This is a genomic window from Halorhodospira halophila SL1, from assembly GCF_000015585.1.
GTDB classification, from domain to species: Bacteria; Pseudomonadota; Gammaproteobacteria; order Nitrococcales; family Halorhodospiraceae; genus Halorhodospira; species Halorhodospira halophila.
The window spans coordinates 76,308-97,870 of sequence record NC_008789.1 but is presented as its reverse complement, the minus strand read 5'-3'; the positions used below and the strand labels follow the sequence as shown (position 1 = coordinate 97,870).

The 21,563-nt window shown below is 66.9% G+C and carries 18 protein-coding genes; 11 read left to right on the top strand and 7 right to left on the bottom strand.

The genetic code is table 11. The annotated features are described in order from the left end of the window. The first annotated feature begins 111 nt into the window (after positions 1 to 111). The 4 genes from HHAL_RS00440 to HHAL_RS00425 all read left to right on the top strand — a co-directional run bounded on the left by HHAL_RS00440 (position 112) and on the right by HHAL_RS00425 (position 3,035). A complete protein-coding gene (locus HHAL_RS00440; protein ID WP_011812901.1) occupies positions 112 to 549 on the top strand; it encodes an NfeD family protein in 438 nt (145 codons plus the stop codon). Between the two features lie 148 nt (positions 550 to 697). After that, positions 698 to 1,900 carry a Na/Pi symporter gene (locus tag HHAL_RS00435; protein ID WP_011812900.1) on the top strand — a complete coding sequence of 401 codons (1,203 nt, stop codon included), beginning with the start codon at positions 698 to 700 and terminating at the stop codon, positions 1,898 to 1,900. A 21-nt stretch (positions 1,901 to 1,921) separates the two neighbouring features. Beyond that, a complete protein-coding gene (locus tag HHAL_RS00430; protein WP_011812899.1) occupies positions 1,922 to 2,602 on the top strand; it encodes a phosphate signaling complex PhoU family protein in 681 nt (226 codons plus the stop codon). 109 nt (positions 2,603 to 2,711) lie between these two features. Beyond that, positions 2,712 to 3,035 (top strand): hypothetical protein, encoded by a 324-nt coding sequence (locus tag HHAL_RS00425; RefSeq protein WP_011812898.1) that lies wholly within the window; start codon positions 2,712 to 2,714, stop codon positions 3,033 to 3,035. On the opposite strand, the gene HHAL_RS00420 is transcribed toward HHAL_RS00425, so the two are convergent. After that, on the bottom strand, positions 3,032 to 4,669 hold the full coding sequence (locus tag HHAL_RS00420) for a glycerol-3-phosphate dehydrogenase/oxidase (RefSeq protein ID WP_011812897.1): 1,638 nt from the start codon (positions 4,667 to 4,669) through the stop codon (positions 3,032 to 3,034). The two genes, HHAL_RS00425 and HHAL_RS00420, sit on opposite strands and share 4 nt — an antisense overlap. A gap of 181 nt (positions 4,670 to 4,850) precedes the next feature. Here HHAL_RS00420 and glpK point away from each other — a divergent pair, with 181 nt between their 5' ends. Genes glpK through HHAL_RS00405 form a run of 3 tightly spaced genes read left to right on the top strand, consistent with a single transcriptional unit; the run spans position 4,851 to position 8,448 of the window. Further along, positions 4,851 to 6,374, top strand: coding sequence for a glycerol kinase GlpK (gene glpK / locus HHAL_RS00415; RefSeq protein WP_011812896.1), 1,524 nt, complete (start codon positions 4,851 to 4,853; stop codon positions 6,372 to 6,374). Between the two features lie 26 nt (positions 6,375 to 6,400). Then, positions 6,401 to 8,011, top strand: a complete 1,611-nt coding sequence (locus HHAL_RS00410; RefSeq protein ID WP_144446055.1) for a BCCT family transporter — start codon at positions 6,401 to 6,403, stop codon at positions 8,009 to 8,011. After that, entirely contained in the window at positions 8,008 to 8,448 is a 441-nt protein-coding gene (locus tag HHAL_RS00405) for a hypothetical protein (RefSeq protein WP_011812894.1), read from the top strand. Before HHAL_RS00410 ends, HHAL_RS00405 begins: the two co-directional genes overlap by 4 nt. Positions 8,449 to 8,455: 7 nt before the next feature. On the opposite strand, the gene HHAL_RS00400 is transcribed toward HHAL_RS00405, so the two are convergent. Both HHAL_RS00400 and HHAL_RS00395 read right to left on the bottom strand, forming a co-directional pair. Then, the gene (locus tag HHAL_RS00400) at positions 8,456 to 9,112 is read right to left on the bottom strand and encodes an ArsR/SmtB family transcription factor (RefSeq protein WP_011812893.1); all 657 of its coding nucleotides are present in this window, start codon (positions 9,110 to 9,112) and stop codon (positions 8,456 to 8,458) included. Positions 9,113 to 9,226: 114 nt separating this feature from the next. After that, entirely contained in the window at positions 9,227 to 9,574 is a 348-nt protein-coding gene (locus HHAL_RS00395) for a carboxymuconolactone decarboxylase family protein (protein ID WP_011812892.1), read from the bottom strand. 234 nt (positions 9,575 to 9,808) lie between these two features. Between HHAL_RS00395 and HHAL_RS00390 the strand changes: the two genes are divergently transcribed. Beyond that, a complete protein-coding gene (locus HHAL_RS00390; protein WP_011812891.1) occupies positions 9,809 to 10,309 on the top strand; it encodes a disulfide bond formation protein B in 501 nt (166 codons plus the stop codon). Positions 10,310 to 10,357: 48 nt separating this feature from the next. Beyond that, positions 10,358 to 11,380, top strand: a complete 1,023-nt coding sequence (gene moaA, locus HHAL_RS00385; RefSeq protein WP_011812890.1) for a GTP 3',8-cyclase MoaA — start codon at positions 10,358 to 10,360, stop codon at positions 11,378 to 11,380. Between the two features lie 20 nt (positions 11,381 to 11,400). Here moaA and HHAL_RS00380 read toward each other — a convergent pair whose 3' ends face one another. From HHAL_RS00380 to HHAL_RS00365, 4 genes are read right to left on the bottom strand one after another with little or no spacing between them, the layout of a single operon-like run. Then, a complete protein-coding gene (locus HHAL_RS00380; RefSeq protein ID WP_011812889.1) occupies positions 11,401 to 11,838 on the bottom strand; it encodes an amino acid-binding protein in 438 nt (145 codons plus the stop codon). 2 nt (positions 11,839 to 11,840) lie between these two features. After that, the gene (locus HHAL_RS00375; protein ID WP_011812888.1) at positions 11,841 to 13,178 is read right to left on the bottom strand and encodes a phenylacetate--CoA ligase family protein; all 1,338 of its coding nucleotides are present in this window, start codon (positions 13,176 to 13,178) and stop codon (positions 11,841 to 11,843) included. An 11-nt stretch (positions 13,179 to 13,189) separates the two neighbouring features. Beyond that, the gene (locus tag HHAL_RS00370; RefSeq protein WP_011812887.1) at positions 13,190 to 13,735 is read right to left on the bottom strand and encodes an indolepyruvate oxidoreductase subunit beta; all 546 of its coding nucleotides are present in this window, start codon (positions 13,733 to 13,735) and stop codon (positions 13,190 to 13,192) included. Then, the gene (locus tag HHAL_RS00365) at positions 13,732 to 15,327 is read right to left on the bottom strand and encodes a thiamine pyrophosphate-dependent enzyme (protein ID WP_011812886.1); all 1,596 of its coding nucleotides are present in this window, start codon (positions 15,325 to 15,327) and stop codon (positions 13,732 to 13,734) included. The genes HHAL_RS00370 and HHAL_RS00365 overlap by 4 nt, the downstream gene beginning before the upstream one ends. Positions 15,328 to 15,569: 242 nt before the next feature. Here HHAL_RS00365 and HHAL_RS00360 point away from each other — a divergent pair, with 242 nt between their 5' ends. Further along, complete coding sequence (locus HHAL_RS00360; RefSeq protein ID WP_011812885.1) at positions 15,570 to 16,451, top strand: RnfABCDGE type electron transport complex subunit B; 882 nt, start codon at positions 15,570 to 15,572, stop codon at positions 16,449 to 16,451. Positions 16,452 to 16,593: 142 nt separating this feature from the next. Further along, positions 16,594 to 21,561 (top strand): 2-oxoacid:acceptor oxidoreductase family protein, encoded by a 4,968-nt coding sequence (locus tag HHAL_RS00355; protein WP_011812884.1) that lies wholly within the window; start codon positions 16,594 to 16,596, stop codon positions 21,559 to 21,561. Positions 21,562 to 21,563: the final 2 nt, after the last annotated feature.

Here is a 21,563-nt window from a genome sequence, read left to right as displayed (position 1 = left end):
TAATCACTTCTCGCTTGCTCGCGGGGCAGTGGGCCGACGCGAAGTTTTCCACAGGACCTTCCACAGTTTTTGTGGATTAGACTGGGGATAGCCCCCGAGGCGGAGGTGTGCATGTTCGATCCATCCTGGGTGTGGCTGGCCAGCGGAATCCTGCTGCTGGTGGCCGCAGCGATCTTCGGTGGCCACCTGTTCCTGCTGGACCTGGCTGTGGCTGCCTTCGTGCTGGCCTTGGTGACGTCGATGAAGACAGATCTGGCCGTCTCCCATCAGGTTTTGATCTATCTCCTTACGACGCTACTCCTCCTGCCGGCGGGTTACCGCCTGGCACAGCGGTTCGCTGGCGCCTACGCCCATCGCATGGTGGCTCCGGCCGATGCCTATGCCGGGCGGTACGGGGTCCTGGTCCAGCGGGGGCGAGGGGTCGGTGTACTGGTGGATGACGAGGTTTTTCCGGCTCGCGGGGCGGAGGGGCAGGAGCTGCGGCCGGGTGATCGAGTGCGGATCGAGCGGATGGTGGGGATCACGGCGTGGGTGCGCCCGGGGAACTGAGGAGCGGTCGCCCCAAGGCGGCGTTATTGGCTGCAATGAAATTGTAACTTGACTGTCATGAGCCGGGTGGGCAGCTTACGCCCCGTCCGGCCGCGGGGTTTCTCGGTGCTTGTCGGGCGACTGTCATGGTTACAGGGGCGACCTGCTGATGGCACAAGGCAAAACAGCCTCCGCTGCCGGGGCGGACTCGGCAGCGGTCCGGCAGCGGGAGGTGCCGGCCTGGCTGCGCGGAGTCTATGCCGGGCTCTGTCTGTACCTCTTCCTGGCCGCGCTGAACGTCATCGGTTCCGGACTTGGGACCTTCGGGGAGGCCAGCGACTTCCTGGTCCGGGCCTTCGAATACGGCGAGAACCCCTTCATCGCGCTGCTCGGTGCCGTGCTGGTTACGGCCATCGTGCAGAGTTCCTCGTTCACCACGGCGCTGATCGTCACCCTGGTGGCGACCGGCGAGATGACGCTGGGTACGGCGGTGTTCGCCATCATGGGAGCGAACATCGGCACCTCGGTCACCGCCATCCTCGTGGCGCTGGCCAACATGCGCATCCGGCGGACCTTCCGGCGTTCGTTCACCGCCGCCCTCCTGCACGACTTCTTCAACATCCTGACCGTGGCCGTGCTCTTCCCCCTGGAGTGGATCACCTCGGCGATCGCCGAGAGCGGGCGGGGGGTGATCACCCAGGCGGCTGCCTGGCTCGCCAATCTGGTCGGACTCCCGGAGGTAGCCCGGCCGGATAGTCCGGTGGGGGTGGTGACCGCACCCATCGTCGGGCTGTTCGAGTCGGGGGGGGGTACGCTGGCGTCGACGGAGATCGCCGAGGGGCTGCTGGTGGCCGCCGGCGGCTTGGTGCTGATGTTCGTCGCCCTGGTGCTCATGGTGAAGAACCTTCGCGGGGCGTTGCTGCGGCACATGGACGGGCTGTTCCGCAGCTACTTCTTCCGCACCGATCCGCGCTCCTACGGGATTGGGGCAGTCTCCACCGTGATGGTCCAGTCGAGTACCATTACCACCAGCTTGATGGTGCCCCTGGCCGGGGCCGGCGTGGTGCCGATGCGGCGGGTACTGCCCTTTATGATGGGGTCGAACCTGGGCACCACGGCGACCAGCGTACTGGCAGCAACCGCCAACCCGGTATCGGCCGCGCTGACCGTGGCGTTTGTGCATGTGCTGTTCAATCTGCTGGGCACGGCCATTTGGTACCCGCTACGCTATGTGCCCATCCGCATGGCCAGCTGGTACGGCCGTCTGGCCGGGCGCAGCATGCCGTACGCGTTCCTGTTCCTGTTCTTGGTATTCTTGGTGCTGCCGCTCCTCGGCCTGGCGGTCACCGAGTTGCTGCTCATGCACCGATAAACGCCCCCATCGGAGATGGCGATGTTCCGCGAGATCCTGAGTGCCTTTGCCAAAGAGACGGCCATCGACCGCGCCTTTGTGGAGCTCGAGGCCATGCTTGAGGACGGGGCGTGGATGTTTGAGCGTGCCAACGAGGTTCTGCACAGCCGCGTCAGCGCCGAGCAGGCCGAGGAGGCGATCTACGAGCGCGATCGCCGAATCAACGCCCGCGAGCGCTCCGTCCGCCGCAAGCTCCTCCGCCACCTGACGGTGAACCCGGGCTACGATGTGCCCGTTTGTCTGGCGCTGCTCAGTGTCTCCCGGGACGCGGAACGGATCGGTGATTACTGTAAGAACGTCTTCGAGATCGGGCGCTTTTATACCCGGGGGTTCCACGTCGCCAAGTACCACCAGCCCCTCGAGGAGATTGAGGGCGAGCTGGGCGGCATCTTCCGGACCCTGGCGTTCGCCTGTCGGGATCCGGATCAGCAAGAAGCGGCCCGAGCCCGGCGGGATCAGGCGCGGGAGATCCAGCGGCGCTGTGATCAGCTTATCGAGGAGCTGTTCGAGGACGAGGGCGAGATCGAATTCCACGAGGCCGTGGCGTACTCGCTGCTGGCACGCCATTACAAGCGCGTGGCCGCCCATCTGACCAACATCGCCAGTGCGGTGCTCGGCGAGCTGGCCGAGCTGGACTTCGAGCCAGGGGCCGAAGGCGACTGATCGGTCTTTGCCTCGATGCAGTGGCCTGGGTAGGGCGTGGTCGGGGCCGGGTGGGCCGGGCTATGATGGGCACCGCTCCGTCGGTTTCAGCGAGAAGGGACGCGCTGCCATGTCCGATCACGGGTTGACCGCACTGCTGCTGATCTTTCTGGCCCACGTCGCCGCCTTCGGGGCGGCTGGCGTGCGCCGGCGTGAGCCTTACTACGCCGCCACGGTCCTTACCTTTACCCTGCTGAGTGCCTCGGTGGCGGCGCGCCTCTACGCCCCAGGGTGGAACGTGGCGGACGAGCTGCCGCTGCATGAGGCGCTGCGCTGGCTCGCCCTGCCGGCCGCCGCGCTCTCTATCGTCTGGACTGTGCTCCGCATCCGGGCCCGGCGGCTTCAGCAGCGCGCCCCGGGGCAGGAGGCCGACCGGCCGGGCCCTGCGCGTTAGCCCGTCGAGGGTGCGACACCCGGGTGCAGGCGGGCGATGTAGGCCCGAAACCCTTCGACCTCGGCCGCCTCGCGGGCCCGATCCCACCCCAGCCATTCGCCCGCGATGCGGGCCGCTTCCTCCACGGCATCCAGCCCCGCAGACGGCCCCAGCCCCACCATGGTGCGGCGCATCAGGGCGTCGGTGAGGGTTTCGGCCATCTCCGCCTCGAAGGCGTGGATCAGCTCGGCAGCGACAGCCCCGGTCTGCGGACTGAAGACCTCCCGCAGTCGAGGATCGTCGGCCATGCGCTCGGCGATCGCTTCGGCGTTCACCCCGTAGAGACCCACCAGCCGTTTCGCCAGGGCCGGGGTCAGGCCGTTGGCGGCGGCGAAGCGGCGGCCGAAGGTCTCCAGGTCCGGGATCTCGGCCCCCGGCAAGCGGCGGTGCCGGGTCGGGCAGGGCGGCAGCGGCCAGCCGCGGCTTCGGCCGATCCGTTCGATCGCCTCTTCGGCCAAGTGGCGGTAGGTGGTGAGTTTGCCGCCGATCACCGACCACAGCCCGGGGGCGTGGTCGCGGTGGTCGACGATCAGATGGCGCCGGGTGATCGCCCCGGTATCCCCGGCGGCCACGTAGGGCAGCGGGCGAACGCCGCTGTACGCATAAAGGACCTGATCGCGGGTGAGCCCGGCGCCCGGGATGAGGCGATTGGTCTCCTCCAGCAGGTACCGGATCTCCCCCTCGGTCGCTTCCGCCGCACCGGGGTCCCCGTCGTAGCGGGTGTCCGTGGTGCCGATGAGGTAGAGGCCATTCCAGGGCAGGGTGAAGTAGGGACGGCCATCCTGCGCGGCCTCGGCGTAGAGTGCGTGACCCGGAGCCCCGGGGAACGGGGGCACGACGATATGGGTCCCCTTGGTTCCGCCGATGCGGCGCGGGAAAACCGCGGCCGTGGCGCCGAGGAGGTGATCGACCCAGGGGCCGGCGACATTGATCACCGATCCGCTGCGGGCGTGGCTGGTCTTGCCAGTGAGGCGATCCTCGATCTCTACCCCGGTGACGTCTCCGCCCTCTGCTGTGCGATGCACGCGGCGGGCCCGGGCGTGGGTGTAGACCGTGGCGCCGTTCGCGCGGGCGCAGAGCAGATTCTCCAGGGTCAGGCGCTCGGGAAAGGTGGCCTGGGCGTCGTAGTAACGGGCGGCCCCGAGCAGGCCTTCCGAGGCCAGACTGGGCTCGATCGCGCGAAGCGTGGCACGGTCATACATCCGGTGCCAGGGTAGGCTCTTCTCCAAGGAGAGCAGATCGTAGGCGAGCATGCCCATGCGAACCAGGCCGGGACCTCGCCGCTGGCCGGCGTAGAGCGGGATGAGCAGGGGCAGGGGGGTGACCAGGTGAGAAGCGGTGCGCAGCAGGATCTCGCGATCGCGCAGGGACTCGCGAACCAGCCCGATCTCGGCGTGTTCGAGATAGCGCAGCCCACCGTGGACGAGGCGGCTGTTCCAGGCGGAGGTGGCGCCCCCAATGTCGTCCTGCTCCAGGACCAGCACCCGGAGCCCGCGCAGTGCGGCATCCCGCGCGATGCCAGCGCCGTTGATGCCGGCACCGATGACGATCAGGTCGTAGGGGTGCTCCAGGCCCGTGGGGGTCCGTCCGCTCATCCAGCTCTCTCCTTGGTTGCGCCGTCGGCAGTAGGTGCCCGTCCCATGCACCCTACCAAGAAAGCGAAGATCAGCGGCAAAGTCACACGGACCTCTTTGCAATCGTGCGCTGGGTAGCGATGATCGGGGCAACGGCCCGGTCGGTGGCTCCACCAGAGCCCACAGTGGAAGGAGTCGAACCATGCAGCAGCGCTACATCCTGGCCCTCGATCAGGGCACGACCAGCTGCCGTGCCATCCTCTTCGATCACCAGGCGCAGATCGTCGGGGTCGCCCAGAAGGAGTTGACCCAGTACTACCCTCAGCCGGGCTGGGTCGAGCACGACGCCATGGAGATCTGGGGGGCACAGATGGGTGTCGTGCGCGAGGTCCTCGAGGTCCATGGGGTCAAGCCGGCCGAGCTGCACGCCATCGGCATTACCAATCAGCGCGAGACCACCGTCCTCTGGGACCGCCACACGGGGCGGCCGGTGCACAACGCCATCGTCTGGCAGGACCGGCGCACGGCCCCCCTGTGCGAGTCGCTCAAGGAGCGTGGTTTGGAACAACAGGTCCGTGAGACCACGGGTTTGGTGATCGACGCGTACTTCTCGGCGACCAAGATCCGCTGGTTGCTGGACAACGTCCCGGGGGTGCGCGAGCGGGCCGAGCAGGGCGAGCTGCTGTTCGGCACCATGGATACCTGGCTGGTCTGGAACCTGACCCGCGGGGCCTGCCACGTCACCGACTACAGCAACGCCTCGCGCACCATGCTCTATGACATCCATCGTCTGGCGTGGGATGAAGGCCTCCTGGAGGCACTGGATATCCCACGCTCGCTGCTGCCGGAGGTGCGCCCGTCGTGCGGGAGCTTCGGGACCACGCACCCGGAGATGCTCGGCGGGGCGCAGATCCCCATTGCCGGCATCGCCGGTGATCAGCAGGCGGCGCTGTTCGGGCAGGCGTGCTTCGAGCCGGGCATGGCCAAGAACACCTACGGCACCGGCTGTTTCCTGCTGATGCACTCCGGTGAGCGGCCTGCGGTCTCCGAGTCGGGGCTGCTCACCACCATCGCCTGGGGCATCGACGGACGCGTGGAGTATGCCCTGGAGGGGGCAATCTTCATCGCCGGTGCCGCCATCCAGTGGCTGCGCGATGAACTGAAGCTGATCGACTCGGCGGAGGACTCGGAGTACTTCGCCGGCAAGGTACCGGACGCCGGCGGCGTCTACGTCGTACCCGCCTTCGCCGGGCTCGGCGCGCCGTACTGGGACATGTACGCCCGGGGGGCGATCTTCGGGTTGACTCGGGGGACGCGCAAGGAGCACATCACCCGCGCTACCCTCGACGCCTTGGCGTATCAGACCAAGGACGTGATCGACGCCATGGGGCGTGATGCCGGAGTCCCCCTTAAGGCGCTGCGCGTCGACGGCGGAGCGGCGGCCAACAACGTGCTGATGCAGTTCCAGGCCGATCTGCTGGGCGTGCGGGTCGAGCGGCCACCGGTCATTGAGACGACCGCCCTGGGCGCCGCCTACTTGGCGGGTATCGCCGTGGGCATCTGGGATCAGGCGGCGGTGGCGCACCAGACAGCGCCGGAACGCGTCTTCGAACCGTCCATGGAGGACGACGAGCGGGACCGACTCTACCGGGGGTGGCAGAAGGCGGTGCGTCGGAGCATGGACTGGGAGCGGGAGTCGGATGGCGGGGTGCAACAGTCGGAGTGACGGGGCGCAGACCTCACGGGGGCGGGGTGTACGCTAGGGTTTTCCTCCCGGCCGCGGCCCTGGTCGTGGCGTTGGTGGTCAGCGCCGCGGTGTGGACCGAGGCGGTGGGCGACTGGATCGCCGAGCTGCAGACGTTCATCGCGGTGGAGCTGGGCTGGGTCTACACCGGCGTGGTCGCCTTCCTGCTGGGCTTCGTCCTGGTGGTGCTGCTCCGTCCCGACTTCCGCAGGCTGCGTCTTGGGCCGCCGGACTCCTACCCCGAGTACAGCTATCTGTCCTGGTTCGCCATGCTGTTCTCGGCCGGCATGGGCATCGGCCTGCTGTTCTACAGCGTCGCCGAGCCGCTGATGCACTACGCCGAGCCACCGCGGGCCGAGCCCGGTACGCCGGATGCGGCCCTGGAGGCGCTGCAGGTCACCTTCTTCCACTGGGGTCTGCACCCGTGGGCGATCTATATCACCGTTGCTTTATCGCTGGCGTTCTTCTCCTACCGCCACGGCCTGCCACTGTCTCTGCGCTCGGCACTCTACCCGTTGCTCGGGCGGCGTATCCACGGCGTCATCGGTGACGCCGTGGATACGGCGGCGGTGGTCGGGACGGTGCTCGGGGTGGCGACCTCGCTGGGGCTCGGGGTGATGCAGGTCAACTCCGGGCTGGCGCGAGTCGGGTTGCTGGAAGAGTCGCTGACGCACCAGATCGGGCTGATCATCGCCATCATGGGCGCGGCGACCCTCTCGGTGGTTAGCGGCCTGAACAACGGCATCCGGCTGCTCTCCCGCGCGAATCTGTTCCTCGGGGCGGCGCTGATGCTGTTCGTGCTCATTGCCGGCCCGACCCGGCTGGTGCTGGCTGGTTTCTTTGAATCCGTCGGTCACTACGTGGACGGCCTCGTAGAGCTAACCTTCCGCACCGACGCCTTTCGGAGCCCCGACTGGCAGGCCGACTGGACGCTCTTCTACTGGGGATGGTGGATCTCGTGGTGCCCCTTCGTGGGCATGTTCATCGCCCGGGTGTCGCGGGGGCGGACCGTGGGGGAGTTCATCCTCGGTGTTCTGCTGGTGCCGACGCTGTTCACCTTCGTCTGGTTGACGGCATTCGGTGCTGGGGCGTTGCACCTGGAGGAGGCGGGCGCCGGCATCTCCGCGGTGGTCCAAGAGAGTGTGCCGCAGGCGCTCTACGCTATGCTCGAGGCGTTGCCCCTCGCTGCCATCACCGTGCCGCTGGCTACGGCTGTCGTGGTGGGGTACTTCGTGACCTCGGCGGATTCGGGGGCGTTGGTCATGAACGTACTGGCTTCCGGCGGTAATCCCAATCCGCCTCTGCTGCAGAAGATCTTCTGGAGCAGCATGACCGGCGCCGTGGCGGCCGTGCTGTTGATCGCCGGTGGGCTGCAGGCGCTGCAGACCGTCACCATCGCTGCAGCATTGCCGCTGTCGCTGATCCTGGTGCTGATGGCATGGGGGCTGTGGACCGCCTTCCGTGCCGATGCGCAACAGTCCGACCTGGCGAGCCCCATCCCCGAGCCGAAGCTCGAGCGGTTGCTCCGCTACCTGGACGAGCGCCGGCGGCGACGTCGCGGAGGAGCACCTCAGGGCGATTCGAACAGCGGCCCCGGAAAGAGGTCGAAACGGCTATGAGACGCTGGTTGAGGCGACTCCTGAAAAGCGGTGAACCGCAGGCGGCCGATGCTGAAGCGGCGAGCGCCCAGCTCCGCGAGGCGGAGCGGACGCTGGAGCAGAGCTTCCGGAACGCTGTATTGCCCGGGTTGTGGCAGGCACGCGACGTCCTGAATGCCGAGGGGTTCGCCGCGATCGTGGAGCACAACGAGCACTGGGCGCAGCTGATCGCTGCTACCGACTCGGGCAGTGGTTGCGTCTACAACGTGGAGGGTCGCTTCTATCACAAGCCGTCATTCGCTTTTCCGGCGCTCCACGGCGAGACCTCGCGGCCGCAGTATCCGGTTTTGCACCTCGAGTGTCAGGGGCAGGTACGGGAGTGGCGACCGGAGCACGTCGCCCCCGATGACATCGCGCTCGACGCTGAGACCGAGTGCCGTAAGTGGCTGACCTGGTGACCGCCGGCTACTGGACCGGCAGGCCTTCCGCCTTCCACTCGGGGAAGCCCTGATTGAGGCGCGTGGCGTCGACGCCCCGGCGGCGTAGCCGGCGCACGGCGTCACGGGCCAGGGCGCAGAAGGGCCCGCGGCAGTAGGCGACCACCTGTTGTTCCGTCGGCAACTCCTGCAGATGGGCCTCGAGCTCTTCGAGGGGGACATTGATCGCACCCGGCAGATGCCCCGAGGCGTACTCCTCGGGAGGGCGTACGTCGATCAGGGTGACCTCGTCGCGCTGCAGGCGCTCCAGGAGCTCAGCCGAAGAGACCGCGTCGAGGTCCTGGTCGTCAGCCAAATACTGCGCGACCAGCTGGTTGACCTCGGAGATGTTGCGCTCGGCGACCCGGCGCAGGGTCGACATCAGGGTCAGCACTTGCTCGTCGGCCAGGGAGTAGTAGACGTATTTACCCTCTTTGCGCGCGGTGACCAAGCCCGCACGCCGGAGTTGCTGCAGGTGCTGCGAGACGCTGCCCACCGGGAGCTGCGTCAGCTGCGTCAGTGCCTCGACGCTGCGTTCGCGCTGGGCAACCAGCTCCAGGAGTTCCAGGCGGTACTCGTGTCCGACCGCCTTGGCGATGACGGCGAACTGTTCCAGCACTCGGCGTTTGGGGATCTGTTGTTCCATGCGATCAGGATGCACTCCGAAAGACCGTACGGTGGGGCGCGGGCCCAACCCTACCGTACGGCGTGGTTTTGATGGGAATCAAGCGCTCTATCTCGGAGTAGACTTTTTACCGCACTAACCCTGGGCGGCAAACTGGTCGTAGGCCTCAAGCGCCTGGGCGCCGTAGGTGAGCGACGGGCCGCCGCCCATATAGACCGAAACGCCGATCATCTCGAGGATCTCGTCGCGGGTGGCGCCGTGCTTGACCGCCGCCTTGGTGTGGAAGGCGATACAGCCGTCACAGCGGGTTGCCACGCTGATGGCCACCGCGATCAGCTCCTTGGTCTTCGGCGACAGGGCGCCGTCGGCGGTGGCCGCCTGGGCGATGGCCGAGAATCCTTTGGCGACATCCGGCTGCCCCTTGCGGACCTCTTTGAAGAGGGTAGAGAGCTCGTCCGCGGTGCTGGCCCAATCCTTGTACATGAATCGATCCTCTTGGTTGATGTGGCAGGAAGGCTGGAAGACTGGATGATTCTACATGGATTGATGGAACGGCATCGATAGCCCCTCTGCTCGGCGGTGCATCGCCACCGTTGGTGAAGGGCGACCCCGTCTAGCGCTCTGGGGCCGAGGCGTCGGGCCGGCGATGGACTGTTATCATCGCCGGCTACGGGATGCATCCCCGGAGCCATCCGTCGGAGTGAAGGGCGAGAGGATATGAGCAAGATGCACGCATGGCTGGGGTCGGGCCGGTGTCTTCTGGGTCTGGTCGCCGTGCTGGCCGCCACAGCTGGGGTGATCGTGGCCGGGGCCGAGCACTGGGGCGGACTGCAGCCGTGCTCGCTGTGCTGGACCCAGCGGGGCATCCTGGCGGTCCTGATGGTCGTTGCGCTGCTCGGCGTGCTGTTCTGGCCGCGCGGGCGTGGAGGACGGTGGCTTCTGGGCGGTGCCCTGATCATAGTGACGGCCGCCGGGCTGGCCGCTGCGGGTCGCCATCTCTATGTCATGTGGAACCCCGAAGTAGTGGATTGCGGGATGAGCCCGGAGGTCATGCTGCAGATGTTGCCCTGGCGGGAGTTTCTTATCGAGTTGGTGACCGGGAATACCGATTGCGCCGAAGCGGCGGTGTTGTTCGGGATCCCGCTGCCAGTGGCCAGTTTCTTCGGCTTTACGGTGCTTGGGGCGGCGTCGGTGTACGCGGTTTTCCGGTTACGCTAGGTTTCCGGTTGCGCTAGGCGGGCGTGCCCCGTCGCTGGGAGGGCTGTCATGGTTGCGGATGCCGAGCCGCTGGTGGATGCCAGCGGGCGCCCGATCGATTACCTGCGCCTGTCGGTCACCGACCGCTGCGACCTGCGTTGCCTCTATTGCATGGGGGATGCGGTGCGGTTCGTACCCCGTTCCGAGGTTCTCTCTCTGGAGGAGCTGGAGCAGGTCGCAGCGGCGTTCGTCAGCCTGGGGGTGCGCAAGATCCGCATCACCGGTGGGGAGCCCCTTTTACGGCGCGGTGTGCTCGCCCTGGCCCGGCGGCTCGGGGGCCTCGAGGGACTCGACGAGCTGGTCATGACCACCAACGCCACGCAGCTAGCGCGCCATGCGCAGGAGCTGCGCGCTGCCGGTGTGCGGCGGCTGAACATCAGTCTGGATACCCTCGACCCGGAGCGCTTCCGGCAGTTGACCCGTACCGGACGGCTTGATCGGGTGCTCGACGGGATCGAGTCCGCGCGATGGGCCGGTTTTGAGCGGATTCGGCTCAACACCGTCGCCATGCGCGGCCGCAACGACGACGAGATCCTCTCGCTGGTCGCTTTCGCCCTGGCCCGCGGCCTGGATATCAGTTTCATCGAGGAGATGCCGTTCGGGGCGAGCCCCGGGCACGACCGGGGGGAGGCGTTCATGGCGTCGGCCGAGGTGCAGGCGCTGATCGAACGGCGTTACAGCCTGGAGCTTGCCGAAACGCGCCCGGCAGCCGGACCCTCGCGGGATTTGCGGGTGGTCGGTACCGATACCCGGGTCGGCTTCATCTCGCCCCACTCCGGGTGTTTCTGTCCCGCCTGCAACCGTGTTCGGGTGACGGTGGAGGGGCAGTTGTTGCCCTGTCTGGGGCACGAGGGTGCCGTCGATCTGCGGGCCATCCTGCGCGTCGGGGACGGCGCTGAAGCGCTCCAGGACCGTCTGCGCGGGGGAATCCGCGCGGCCGCGGAGCGCAAACCGGCTCGCCACGAGTTCGCCGTACCGGGGGCGACCCCACCCTCTCAGGTCGCGCGTTTTATGAGCGTGACCGGGGGCTGAGCAGCCCCCGGTCACCGGGGTCAGTTCGTGCGGGACAGCCAGTGCACCGGATCGAGCACGTTGATCCGGCCCGCCTGCAGCGTGGCAATCGCTGCGTCCGGATCGTCGAAGCGCATGAACAGCACCGCCCGTCCCGCCTCGCCGAAGGTGAAGGCGTAGGTATAGAGGACGTTGTGGCCACCCGCCTCCAGGACTTCGAGGACGTGGGCCATGCCGCCGCACTCGTCGGTGACCTCCAGGCCGACCACCTCGTCGACCCGCACGGCGCAGCCCGCCTCCTCGAGGATGCGCTTGGCCCGCTCCCAGTCGGCCACGATCAGGCGCAGGATACCGAACTGATCGGCGTCGGCCAGGGAGAGGGTGCGTATATTGATCCCGGCCTCGGCCAGGATCCGGCACGGCTGCTTGAGGTGCGCAGGTCGATTCTCAAGAAAAAGCGACAACTGCCTGAATTTCATGATCACCCCTCGCGGTTATCGAAGACCCGCTTGGCCTTACCCTCGCTGCGCGGGAGGGTCTGCGGTTCCGCCAGGCGGACGCCGACCCGCAGCCCGATGACGTGCTCGAGGGCGTCGGCGATCTGCTTCTGCAGCGCCTCCATGCCCCCGACGGTATCACTGAGGACGGCCTCGGTGACCTCCACGGCGACCTCCATCTGGTCGAGGCTCCCCTGGCGGGTCAGAGTGATCTGGTAGTGGGGCAGGGTGCCCTCCACCTGCAGCAGGGCCGTCTCGACCTGGGCCGGAAAGACGTTGATGCCGCGGATGATGAACATGTCGTCGCTACGTCGCCCGATCCGCTGGATCCGCCGTATCGTCCGGCCGCAGCGGCACGGCTCGGGGAGGATCGTGGTGATATCCCGGGTCCGGTACCGGATCATCGGCATCGCCTGCTTGCTGAGGGTGGTCAGTACCAGTTCGCCCTCCTCGCCATCCGGCAGCGGTGTGCCGGATTCCGGGTCGATAATCTCCGGGTAGAAGTGGTCCTCGAAGATGTGCAACCCGTCCTGGGCGCAGCACTCACTGCCGACGCCGGGGCCGATGATCTCGGACAGGCCGTAGATGTCGTAGGCACGGATGCCGCTCTCCTGCTCGATGCGCTGACGCATCGCCTCGGTCCACGGCTCGGCGCCGAAGATCCCCACGCGCAGAGGCAAATTGGGCCAATCGATGTCGGCGGCGCGGGCGCGTTCGAGCAGGTGCAGGAAATAACTGGGGGTGGCGCACAGGGCGGTGACGCCGAAATCGCGCATCACCATCATCTGCCGCTCGGTGTTGCCACCCGAGATCGGGATCACCGTCGCGCCGAGTTTCTCGGCCCCGTAGTGCGCCCCCAGCCCCCCGGTGAACAAGCCGTAGCCGAAGGCGTTCTGCACCATGTCGCCGGCGTGCACCCCGCAGGCGGCAAAGGTGCGGCTCATGACCTCGGACCAGACCTCGAGATCGTCTTGGGTATACGCCACCACAATGGGTTTGCCCGTGGTCCCGCTGGAGGCGTGGAGGCGGACGATCTCCTCCCGCGGGCTGGCGAACAGCCCGAAGGGATAGGTGTCCCGCAGGTCGTTCTTGACCGTGAAGGGTAGGTGCTGGACGTCGGCCAGCTGACGGATGTCCGAGGGCTGAACCCCCCGCTTTTCACAGCGCTCGCGGAAGAGCGGCACGCGCTCGTAGGCTCGGGTCACCATCGCCCGAAGCCGGCTGAGCTGGAGCTCGCGCAGTTGCTGCTCGGGGAGGTAATCAGGGGCGCTGCGCGGGTTGAAGGCTGGCTGTTCCGGGGTCGGTGCGGCTGCTTTCTGCATGGGTTCCCTCTTCACAGAGTGGGTCGGGGCCGTGAGTCGCCGGTCAGCGTACCGAACAGGGCCTCGATGCCCCGTGCCTGGCGGAATGCGCGCAGGTTCATCTCGTGGAGCTTCTCCGGCAGCTGAGTGCGGATGGCGTCGATCCAGTGTGCCTCGGCGATATCCAGGTGAGCACTGAGCACGCCGAGCAGGGCGACGTTCACCATGCGGGCGGCCTGTTGCGACGACTCGTCCTGGAAAAGCTGCGGGACCGCGTCCGGTGTGATCAGCCGCCCCTGCGGCCCGAGCCGATGGCGGTTGGGCAAGACCTGGGACGACTCCGAGATGATCAGGAAGTCGGCCTCGGCGTGCGGCACCATGGGACTGTGCACCCGGGGGCCGAAACGGATGTCGCTGCTGACCGAGCCGCCCCGCTGACTCATGCCGTGGATCTCGCTCTTCTTGACGTCGTGGCCGGCGGCGAAGGCGGCGTGGGCCAGGATGTCCGAACCGGTGACGATCCCCTGGCCACCCAGCCCGGCAATGACGATGTTGGTCACGCCGTGGCGATCGCTCATGAGGACGACTCCTGCTCGGCCTGAAAAGCGGCCAGGCGCCGGCTGGCCAGCGGGCAGGGGCGGCGGGCCACGATCAGGGTCAGTTCGTCGCTGGCCAGGGCGTCGGTCAACAGCCGCTCGAACTCGTCCTGGGCCTCCACCGGGTCCACGGTATGGACGTTGCTGATCCCCAACGCCAGCGCGATCGCCTCGTAGTGGAGTTTACTGCTGGCCGGGTGGTGGTCGAGTCGACGCCCGGTGCCCGGGTGCTCCTGGAGGCCGGTCATCGCCGTGGTGTCGTTGTCGAGGATGAGCAGGATGTGCCCGGTGGCGGGCGGGTTGTAGGCCATCTCGGCCAGCCCGGGTAGACCGGTGTGCACGAAGGTGCTGTCGCCGATGACGCTCACCACCCGCCGCGCCTGGTCGGCGGGCAGGGCGTGGCGCAGACCAAGCCCGACGCCGATGCTCGCCCCCATGCACACGCAGGTGTCCATCGCCTCGAAGGGGGGCATCACGCCGAGGGTGTAGCAACCGATATCCCCGGCGACGATGCACTCATGCTTGGCGAGCGTCTGGAAGACCTGCCGGTGGGAGCAGTCGGCGCAGAGGCGCGGCGGTTTCCCCGGGGCCTCCGGTTCCGGCTCCGGGCTCTCGTCGCCGGCGAGGATGCGTCGGACCCGGTCGGCATTCAGTTCGCCAAAGCGGAAGCGTTCCGGTTTCCCCTCCACCGGGATGTCGGCAGCCCGGGCGGCGGTGTAGAGGTAGGGGTCCCCCTCTTCGATGACAACGCAGCGGTCCACCTTGGCGGCGAAATCCCGCATGGCCTCAATCGGCAGGGGATGGGTGAGTCCGGGCTTGAGCAGACGGGCGCCCGGTGCTGCCTCCCGGGCGTGCGCCGCGGCCACACCGTCGGCGATGATCCCCAGGCGGGTGTCGTCGCCCTCCTCGATAAGCAGCTGCGCCGGAACCTCGGAGCGGGCCAGGCTGGCCAGCCGCTCGCGCAGACGGACGTGGGCCGGGCGCGCGTAGCCGGGGATCATGACCCGGCCGGGGATATCTCGCTCGTAGCGCGGCGCCGGCACCTGCGCGCGCTCGTTGCGGGTGCGGACTCGTCCCTTGGAGTGGCAGACCCGGGTGGTCATGCGCAGGATCACGGGCAGCTGGAACCGGGCGGAGACCTCCAGGGCCTTGAGCGTATGGTCGTAGGCCTCCTGGCTGTCGCCGGGCTCGAACATCGGCGCCCCGGAGGCTTCGGCATAGCGGCGCGTATCCTGCTCGTTCTGGCTGGAGTGCATCCCCGGATCGTCGGCCACGACGATCACCAGGCCCTCGGCAACCCCCGTATAAGTCGCAGAGAAGAGGGCATCGGCTGCCACATTGAGGCCGACATGTTTCATGGTGACGAGCGCCCGGGCGGTGCCGTAGGCGACGCCGAGGCCAACCTCCAGCGCCACCTTCTCGTTCGGGGCCCACTGCGCCCGTCCACCCAACGTGTCGAAGCGCTCCAGGATCTCGGTGGAGGGGGTGCCCGGATAGCCGGTACCCAGCGATACGGCACCGTCGAGCGCCGCCTGTGCGACGGCTTCATTGCCAGTAAGGAATTGATCGGGCATGTACGACTCCTGGGGGCTGACTCATGGTCCGGACTGCGATTTCAGGCCGACAGAGCATAGAGAGCCAGCAATGGGGGATCAACAACGGCACCGGACCCGCGCGGGAGCCTGGCTCAGGCCGAGAAAAAACCAGCAGGGGGATTTGACCTGCCGGCCTCTATAAGGGTAATTTCCTCTCGCTATTGTTCACTGCACAATACCGTTAACACCACCGGGAAGGGACGCAGCGAGTGACTTCGGCAATGACACAGATCGCCCTGGCGGGCGGCGTGATGGCGAGCCTGGGTATCCTCCTGGCCGCGATGCTCGCCGTGGCCAATCGGCGACTCTACGTCTACGAGGATCCGCGCATCGACGAGATCGAGGACCTGCTGCCTCGGGCGAACTGCGGCGCCTGCGGGGTCGCGGGGTGTCGCCCGTTTGCCGAAGCCCTGATCAACGGCGAAACCCAACCTTCCCGGTGTACAGTCAACTCCCCCGAGTTGAATCAGCAAATCGCTGACCTGCTCGGTGTCAGCGTAGGCAACCAGGAGCGGCTAATCGCCCGACTGGCCTGCGCTGGCGGCACCCACGTGGCGGCTACCCGGGCGCGCTACGAGGGGCTCAAGTCCTGCCGGGCGGCGGCGCTGGTCGCCGGCGGTGGCAAGGGCTGTGTCTGGGGCTGTCTCGGCCTTGGTGACTGCGAGGACGAGTGCGGTTTCGACGCGATTGAGCTCAACCGGTATGGCCTGCCGATCGTGGATGCCGAAAAATGCACCGGCTGCGGTGATTGCGTCGAAATCTGTCCAAAAGACCTCTTCAGCCTGCAACCCGAAAGCCACCGCCTGTGGATCAATTGCCGCAACCAGGATCCGCAGGACGAGGCCGAATCCCACTGTGAGGTTGTCTGCACCGCCTGCGGGCGCTGTGCAGCCGACGCGCCGGAAGGTCTGATCCGCATGGAGAACAACCTGGCGGTGATCGACTACAGCAAGAATGATCTGGCCTCACCAGTGGCGATCGAACGTTGTCCAACGGGCGCCATTGTCTGGTTGGAAGACGGTGAGCCCCGACGGGGTGCGGGCGCACGGAAGATCACCCGCAAAGAACCTCTACCGCGCATGGAACCCCTGCCTCGCGTCTGAGGCACAGCGCTACAAGCCGCATGGCTGGCCGGCAGGCAGGAGCCTGGCCGGCGCCGCGGTGTAGCGTCCGGCGGTTGCAGGGATACAGATTTCGAAATGAGTACCGGCCTTTGAGCGGGCCGGGCAATTTAGGGGAGGCGATATGCTTTTCAAGCGCACGACGTCGCAGGACCTGATGAAGTATCAGGGGATTCGCGGAGCGATGGACGGCAACAGCGCCGTGATCCAGTGTGAGCGCGAATCCTCGGATGCCGCCGGCGCCTATCCGATCACCCCGTCCACGGACATGGGTGAGATGTGGGCCGAGGAGGTCTCCAAGGGGCACATCAATGTCTCCGGGCGCTCGCTGATCTTCATCGAGCCGGAGTCCGAACACGCCGCTGCGGCGATGACCGCAGGGCTGTCCATGACGGGACTGCGGGCGATCAACTTCTCGTCGGCGCAGGGCGTAGCATTCATGCACGAATCGCTCTACGCCGCCGCCGGTAAGCGGCTGCCCTACATCCTCAACATGGGCTGTCGCGCCATCACCAAGGGCGCGCTCAATGTCCACGCCGGTCACGACGACTACCACTGCGTGGACGACACCGGCTTCTTCCAGGTCTTCGCCAAGAACGCCCAGGAGGCGGCGGACCTGAACATCATCGCCCACAAGATTGCCGAGCTGGGGCTCAACCCCGGCATCGTCGGCCAGGACGGCTTCCTGACCACCCACCTGATCGAGTCGCTGCGCATCCCCGAGCGGGAGCTGATCCAGGAGTTCCTGGGCAGCGCTGACGACATCATCGACTGCCCGACCCCGGCGCAGCGGATGCTCTACGGCGATCAGCGCCGGCGCATTCCTGCCATCTGGGACGTTGACAACCCCATGCTCTCCGGCTCGGTGCAGAACCAGGACGCCTACATGCAGCAGGTGGCGGCCCAGCGGCCGTACTTCTACGCCCACCTGCCCGAGATCGCCGATGCCTGCATGGAGGAGTTCGCCCAGCTGACCGGCCGGCGCTACAACCGGGTCTCCGGCTACCGGATGGACGACGCCGAGTACGTCATCGTCGGTCAAGGCAGCATGGTGGCCACGGCCGAGGCAGTGGCCGACTACCTGCGGGATACGCGCGGCATCCCGGTGGGCGTGGTCAACCTGACCATGTTCCGTCCGTTCCCGGGCGCTGATCTGGCCCACCTGCTCAAGGGGCGCAAGGGCGTCGCCGTGCTCGAGCGCACGGACCAGCCGCTGGCCGAGGATCTGCCCCTGGCCCGTGAGACCCGGGCGGCACTGACCAAGTGCCTGGAGAACCGGATCGCCGGCGAGGGCCAACCGTATCCGGATTATCCGTCCTTCGGCGGCGGGGATATGCCGCGGATCTACTCCGGCGCCTACGGGCTGGGCTCGCGCGATCTGCAACCCGAAGGGCTGATCGCCGCCGTCGAGAACATGCTCGGTGATGGGCCACAGCAGACCTTCTTCTATCTCTCGGTGGACTTCGTCCGCCCCAACCCGGCGACGCCCACCCAGGAGGTTCATCAGCAGAACCTGCAGGAGGCCTACCCCGGGATCGAGAAGATGGCCCTGCGTGGCTCGGAGAACCCGAGCCTGATGCCCAACGAGGCGATCACCGCGCGCCTGCACTCTGTCGGCGGCTGGGGCGCCATGACCACGGGCAAGAACCTGGCCATGACGCTCTTCGACCTGCTCGACTTCCACATCAAGGCGAACCCGAAGTACGGCTCCGAGAAGAAGGGGCAGCCGACGACCTACTACCTGGCCGCCGCGCCGGAGCCGATCCGGGTCAGCAGCGAGCTCAAGGAGGTCGAGGTGGTCCTGTCGCCGGACCCGAACGTCTTCGACCACTCGAACCCGCTGGCCGGACTGGCTAAGGGCGGGACGTTCGTCATCCAGTCGAACCTGGATTCGCCGCAGGCGGTCTGGGAGAGCTTTCCGGCGCAGGCGCAGCAGTACATCGTCGAGAACGAGATCCACGTCTACTACCTGGACGCTTTCCAGATCGCCCGCGACGAGGCTTCCGACGCGGATCTGCAGTTCCGCATGCAGGGCATCGCGTTCCAGGGGGCTTTCTTTGCCTCTTCGCCGCTGATGTCGCGCCGCGGCCTGACACGTGACTCACTCTTCCGTGCCATCGAGGAGCAGCTGGAGCAGAAGTTCGGTAGCAAGGGGCGCCGCGTGGTGGAGGACAACCTCCGTGTCGTGCGCCGTGGCTTCGACGAACTGGTGGAGATCACCGACAAGACGCTCAGCGGCGCCGTGGCATCGGCCCCCCCGCAGCAGCGGGCCATGCCGGAGATGCCGACGATGCTCAAGCGGCTGCCCAAGTCCGAGGATGCGCGCTCGGATATCCACAGGTTCTGGGAGCAGACGGGCAGCTTCTATGTGGCCGGTCAGGGCAGCGACAACCTGGCCGATCCGTTCATGGCGCAGTCGCTGATCCCGGCCTCCACGGCGATCTATCGCGACATGACCCAGGTGCGGTTCGAGTACCCGGCCTGGGATCCGGCGAAGTGCACCGCCTGCGGTGACTGCTACGCGGTCTGCCCGGATACGGCCCTGCCGGGGCTGGTCAACACCATCGGGGAGATCTTCGACACCGCCGTGCGGCGGATCGAGAAGACGCAGCCGACGCGTCACCTGCGCCGGGCGGTGCGCGACCTCGAGAAACGTCTGCGCAGCGCGCTGCTGGAGGCCGGCGACGAGGCCGATTTCCACGCCGAGCTCGACGGTGCCATCCAGGGACTGCTGACCGAAAGCACGCTGGACGGCGGCGACAGGGAGCGCCTGGAGCGGGAGCTGGCGTCGTTGCGTGAGCAGATCGGGGACTTTCAGTTCGCCGCGACCAAGCCGTTCTTCTCCGCCCAGGAGAAGCGCAGCCCCGGTAGTGGCGGTCTGTTCTCGCTGGCCGTCAACCCGTACACCTGTAAAGGGTGTATGGAGTGCGTTCGGATCTGTGACGAAGGCGCGCTGGAGGCCGTCACGCAGACCCAGGACGACGTCGATCGCATGCGGCGCAACTGGGACTTCTGGCTCGATCTACCGAGCACCAGCAAGGACTACATCCGGATCGATGACCTCGACGAAGGCATCGGCGCGCTGGAGACCCTGCTGCTCGACAAGACCAACTACGAGTCGCTGAACTCCGGTGACGGTGCCTGCCTGGGCTGCGGCGAGAAGACCGCGGTGCACCTGTTCACCTCCACGGTCTCGGCCCTGATGCAGCCGCGGGTCAAGGATCACGTCAAGAAGCTCGACGACCTGATCGCCCGGCTGGAGCAGCACATCCGCCTGAAGCTCGCCGAGGGGATGGATATCTCCGACGTGCAGGCCGTGCATGAGGCGATCCAGCAGCACGCGGACCGTGATCTGACACTCTCGCGCTTGTCCGGCACGCTGGACGAGGGGCGGGGCAGCCAGACTGTGGACCCGGACTGGCTGAAGTGGGCCACCGACGTGCTGGCCCGGCTGAAGGATCTGCGCTGGCGCTACACCGAGGGCCCGACCGGACGCGGCCGGACCCATATGGGCGTGATCAACGCCACGGGCTGCACTTCGGTCTGGGGGAGCACCTATCCGTACAACCCCTATCCGTTCCCGTGGACCAGTCACCTGTTCCAGGACAGCCCGTCGATGGCCATCGGCATCTTCGAAGGGCACATGTCGAAGATGGCAGACGGCTTCAAGGCGATCCGCATGGCCGAGCTGGAGCTCTCCGGCAAGTACGACCCGACAGAGCACGACGCCTTCTTCGCGCAGTTCAACTGGGAGGACTTCACCGACGAGGAGTATGCACTGTGCCCGCCGGTGGTCAGCCTGGGCGGTGACGGTGCCATGTACGACATCGGTTTCCAGAACCTGTCGCGGGCCATGATGTCCGGCAAGCCGGTCAAGGTGCTGGTGCTCGACACCCAGGTCTACTCGAACACCGGTGGCCAGGCGTGCACCTCGGGCTTCATCAGCCAGGTCTCGGACATGGCGCCCTACGGCAAGGCCTGGAAGGGTAAGAACGAGATCCGCAAGGAGATCAGCCTGATCGGCATGGCCCACCGGACGAGTTACGTCGCCCAGGGGACCATCGCCAATGTGACCCACCTGCTCGAGAGCTTCATCGAGGGGCTCAATACCCGCCGTCCGGCCGTGTTCAACGTCTACGCCGTTTGCCCGCCGGAGCACGGCGTGGGGGACGATGTGGCCTTCATGCAGTCGCGCATGGCGGTGGACGGCCGGGCCTACCCGCTGTTCCGGTACAACCCGGACCGCGGCACGACGTTCCGCGAGTGCAGTGATCTCGAGGGCAACCCCGAGATCGAGCAGGACTGGCCGACGTACACCCTCAACTACCTCGACGAGGACGGTGCGGAGCAGAGCATGGAATTGCCCATGACCTTTGCCGACTTTGCGCTGACCGAGGGTCGCTTCCGTAAGCACTTCAAGCAGGTGCCGCCGGAGAAGTGGAACGACGACATGATCCCGCTGACGGACCTGCTGGAGCTCGAGGAGGCGGACCGCGAGGGGCTGTTCCCGTACATCTGGGCGGTCGACAAGCAGAACCGTTTGGTCCGGGTCATCGTCTCCGAGGAGCTGGTCCGCTCCACCGAGGAGCGACGTGACTTCTGGCATCAGCTCAAGGGGCTGCTCGGCCTGGATCGTGAGCAGGTCGACGAGCAGGCCGTGGCCGCCCGGACGCGTCAGGAGATGGCGCAGCGGATCAGTGCGGCGCTGGTCTCCATGGCTAGCGGCGAGGACTCCAGTCAGCTGGCCGGCGCCCTGGCGGCTCCGAGTTCCGCGGGGTCGGCAGACGCGGGCGGTGAGTCGGCCGACGGCGGGGCGGCTGCCGAGGCGGCTCCCGCCCCGGCGCACGATCCGGTCTGGGTGGAGAGTAACGAGTGCACGGCGTGCGACGACTGCATCGACATCGCCCCCGGGGTTTTTGCCTACGACGACAACAAGCAGGTCGTGGTGAAGGATCCCAAGGGCGCGTCGTTCAAGGACATCGTCCGTGCGGCCGAGAAGTGTGCCTCGTTCGCGATCCACCCCGGGACGCCGTTCGACCCCAATGAGCCCGGGATCGACAAGCTCATCAAGCGGGCAGAGAAGTTCAACTGACC